The organism is Bradyrhizobium sp. SHOUNA76 (genome assembly GCF_023006445.1).
In the GTDB taxonomy this organism is placed as follows: domain Bacteria; phylum Pseudomonadota; class Alphaproteobacteria; order Rhizobiales; family Xanthobacteraceae; genus Bradyrhizobium.
The window spans coordinates 1-3,884 of sequence record NZ_JALBHA010000559.1 but is presented as its reverse complement, the minus strand read 5'-3'; the positions used below and the strand labels follow the sequence as shown (position 1 = coordinate 3,884).

Annotated in this window: 4 protein-coding genes; all 4 read right to left on the bottom strand. The window is 63.6% G+C overall.

What is annotated here, in order from left to right; all coding sequences use genetic code 11:
- Positions 1-1,151, bottom strand: a 1,151-nt coding sequence (gene mltG / locus MOV74_RS33220; protein ID WP_246931218.1) for an endolytic transglycosylase MltG, incomplete at its 3' end; no start/stop codon positions are given.
- Positions 1,152-1,276: 125 nt separating this feature from the next.
- Positions 1,277-2,542 carry a beta-ketoacyl-ACP synthase II gene (gene fabF, locus MOV74_RS33215; protein WP_246931217.1) on the bottom strand — a complete coding sequence of 422 codons (1,266 nt, stop codon included), beginning with the start codon at positions 2,540-2,542 and terminating at the stop codon, positions 1,277-1,279.
- 108 nt (positions 2,543-2,650) lie between these two features.
- Positions 2,651-2,890, bottom strand: coding sequence for an acyl carrier protein (locus tag MOV74_RS33210; protein WP_008130699.1), 240 nt, complete (start codon positions 2,888-2,890; stop codon positions 2,651-2,653).
- A 313-nt stretch (positions 2,891-3,203) separates the two neighbouring features.
- Positions 3,204-3,884, bottom strand: a 681-nt coding sequence (locus tag MOV74_RS33205; protein ID WP_246931216.1) for a beta-ketoacyl-ACP reductase, incomplete at its 5' end; no start/stop codon positions are given.

Genomic DNA, 3,884 nt, shown 5'->3' with positions numbered 1-3,884 from the left:
GTATCGGCAGGCCCGGGCGCGGCGGCAGCGGGCGGCGGCGCATCCTCGGCCGGCTCCACCGTGTCATTCTGGATCTGCTTTTCCATCGCGCGCAGCTTGGCGACGTTCTTCTGATGCGCGTCGTAGGTCTCGGTGAAGGCATGCCCGCCGGTGCCGTCGGCGACGAAATAGAGGTCGCGTGTGCGGGCCGGATTGGCGGCGGCCTCCAGCGAAGCGCGGCCCGGGTTGGAGATCGGGCCGGGCGGCAGGCCCTCGATCACATAGGTATTGTACGGCGAAGGCTGCGTGATCTCGCTGCGCTTGATCGGCCGGCCCAGCGTGCCCTTGCCGCCGACGAGGCCGTAGATGATGGTCGGATCGGACTGCAGCTTGATGCGCTGCTTCAGGCGGTTGACGAACACCGCGGCAACGCGGCTGCGCTCGTCGGGCTTGCCGGTCTCTTTTTCGACGATCGAGGCCAGCGTCACCAGCTGCTCCGGCGTCTTGACCGGAATGTCCTGATTGCGGCGCTCCCAGATCTCGGTGAGCACGCGCTTGTGCGCCTGCTGCATGCGCTGGACCACCTGATCGCGCGGGGTGCCGCGCGGGAACTTGTAGGTCTCCGGCAGCAGCGTGCCCTCGCGCGGCAACTCGCGGACGCTGCCGGTGAAGATATCGTTGTCGGACAGGCGCGCCACGATCTGCTCGGAGGTCAGGCCCTCCGGAATCGTGACCGCGTGCTGCACCACCTTGCCCTCGACGATGGTGGCGATGACGTCGCGCAAGGATGCGTTCTTCTGGAACGAATACTCACCCGGCTTGAGGTCCGAGCTCGCCTTCAACGCGGCGACGCTGGCGATGAACACCCAGGGATTGATGTCGGTGACGCCTTCCCGGTTCAGCGTCTCGGCGATGTCACGCTTGCCTGCGCGCTGCGGGATGTTGACGATCTTGTCGTCCTTCAGCGGTCCGGGCGCCTCGAGCACCTGCCGGCCGTAATAATACACGCCGCCGGCGCCGAGCATGGCGATCAGCAGAAGGGTGATGATGGCGTTGCCGACGACCACGAAAGGATTGCGCGCACGCTCCGATCGCCTCGGCGGCGGCGGGAGTTGCTCGGGCTCGAGCGCTGCCCGCGGACTCCGGGGCGAAATGGGCGGCCTTTCACTCATCGAAACAACCTGAATCCTGCCGGTTCAATCGCGACCTGACAATCGCTTGCCCTGCCAAATGCACGCGCCCACTTCTATGACTATCGCCGAATACGGCAAAACGGTGGATTCGTCTCAAACGCAAACTAACTGGCCAAACGCCGGACGATCACCGACGCATTGGTACCGCCAAAACCAAAAGAGTTCGACAAGGCGACATTGACCTCACGCTTCTTCGCCTTGTGCGGCACGAGATCAATCGCAGTCTCCACCGACGGATTGTCGAGGTTGATCGTCGGCGGCACGACATTATCGCGAATCGCGAGAATGGCGAAGATCGCTTCGATCGCACCGGCGGCGCCGAGGAGATGCCCTGTCGACGACTTGGTCGAGGACATCGCAACCTTGGAGGCGGCATTGCCGAGCAGACGCTCGACCGCACCGAGCTCGATCTCGTCGCCGAGCGGCGTCGAGGTGCCGTGCGCGTTGATGTAGTCGAGATCGGACGCCGTGAGGCCCGCGCGCTTGAGCGCCGCCGACATGCTGCGGAAGCCGCCATCGCCATCGGGCGACGGCGAGGTGATGTGATAGGCATCGCCCGACATTCCGTAGCCGATCACCTCGGCATAGATCTTCGCGCCACGGCGCCTGGCATGCTCGAGCTCTTCCAGCACCAGGACGCCGGCGCCCTCGCCCATCACGAAGCCATCACGGTCCTTGTCGTAGGGACGCGAGGCCTTTTCCGGGGTCTCGTTGAAACCGGTCGAGAGCGCGCGCGCGGCGTTGAAGCCGGCAATGCCGATCCGGCTGATCGGCGACTCGGCGCCGCCTGCGACCATCACGTCGGCATCGCCCAGCGCGATCAGGCGCGCGGCATCGCCGACGGCGTGTGCGCCGGTCGAGCAGGCCGTGACCACCGAATGGTTCGGCCCCTTCAGCCCGTGCGCGATCGAGACGTAGCCGGAGGCGAGATTGATCAGGCGGCCCGGAATGAAGAACGGCGACACCCGGCGCGGTCCGCGCTCCTTCAAGAGGATCGCTGTGTCAGCGATGCCGCTGAGGCCGCCGATGCCGGATCCGATCATGGTTCCGGTCGCGCACTTGTCCTCCTCGGTTTCGGGGTGCCAGTTGGCGTCGTCGAGCGCCTGGCCGGCCGCGGCCATGCCGAAGATGATGAAGTCGTCGACCTTGCGCTGGTCCTTCGGCTCCATCCACTTATCGGGATTGAAGGTGTCGTTGGTGCCGTCGCCGCGCACGACGGTGCAGGCGTATTTTGTCTGAAGATCGGAGACGTCGAAGCTCTCGATCCGGCGCGCGCCGCTTTCGCCGTTGAGGATGCGTTTCCAGGTCGGTTCGACGCCGCAGCCGAGCGGCGACACCATGCCGAGACCAGTGACGACAACCCGCCTCATATCCGAAAACTCCGCATCGAAAGACTCACGGCCAATAACAAGAAACCGGCTGACCGCTGGGAAGCGGCCCGTCCGGTTTCAATGTTGTCCCCGCGAAAATGAAGAGCCTTAGCTCTTCGCGTTCTTCTCGAGAAACTTCGTGGCGTCGCCGACGGTGAGAATCGTTTCCGCAGCGTCGTCCGGAATCTCGCAACCGAATTCCTCTTCGAACGCCATCACCAGTTCGACGGTGTCCAGACTGTCGGCGCCGAGGTCGTCGATGAAGCTCGCAGCGTCGACAACCTTCTCGGGCTCAACACCAAGGTGTTCGACCACGATCTTCTTAACCCGTTCGCCAATGTCACTCATTGCTTAACCTCGTGTTGTTCCCTGTAGACCCGACCCCCCGGGACGATACGAGCCGTCGTGGTCGTGTTACTTGCCTTCGCTTACGAACTTTAGATTGGCCCCATCCTAACCGATACAGGGCCCGGCGAACGACGGCCAAGGCTCCGCATCGCCAATATACAGGGTTTCAAAAACCTGCAATGGCGTTCTTTGCCCATCCGTTGAGCGTCCGGTTATCATACTTCAATTGCCTTGACTACAAGCCTCATTTCGCTCCGGAAACGGCCGTTTGCCGCATCCCGCACCGCCGATGTGGGCAGTGCGGGACGAAGCGTCAGATCATGGCCATGCCGCCATTGACATGGATGGTTTGCCCGGTGACGTACGCCGCTTCGTTCGAACTCAGGTAAACTGCGGCCGCTGCAATGTCCTCGGGGGTGCCCAGGCGGTTGGCCGGAACCTTGGTGAGAATCGTTTCGCGCTGCTTGTCGTTGAGCGCGTCGGTCATTGGCGTCTTGATGAAGCCGGGTGCAATACAGTTCGCAGTGACGCCGCGCTTGGCGTATTCGGCACCCAGCGTCTTGATCATGCCGATCAGGCCGGCTTTCGACGCCGTATAGTTGCCCTGCCCGGGATTGCCGGTGACGCCGACCACCGAGGTGATGGCGATGATGCGGCCGAAGCGCTTGCGCATCATCAATTTGGTGGCGGCGCGTGCCAGGCGGAAGGTCGCGGTCAGATTGACGTTGATGACCTCCTCCCAATCCTCGTCACGGAGTTGAACGAAGAGATTGTCGCGGGTGATGCCGGCGTTGGCGACGAGGATGTCGACCTGGCCCATCGCCGCTTCCGCAGCAGGCACCAGTGCCTCGACCTCGTCGGCCTTGGAGAGATTGCAGGGCAACACGTGAGCGCGCTCGCCGAGCCTGCCGGCAAGCTCATCCAGCACCTCCTTGCGCGTTCCTGAAATCGCGACGGTGGCGCCCTGCGCGTGCAGCGCCTGCGCAATCGCGCC

Excerpts from the sequence above, each read along its gene's own strand:
- fabF (WP_246931217.1), bottom strand. The coding sequence starts at position 2,542 with ATGAGGCGGGTTGTCGTCACTGGTCTCGGCATGGTGTCGCCGCTCGGC.
- MOV74_RS33210 (WP_008130699.1), bottom strand. The coding sequence starts at position 2,890 with ATGAGTGACATTGGCGAACGGGTTAAGAAGATCGTGGTCGAACACCTT.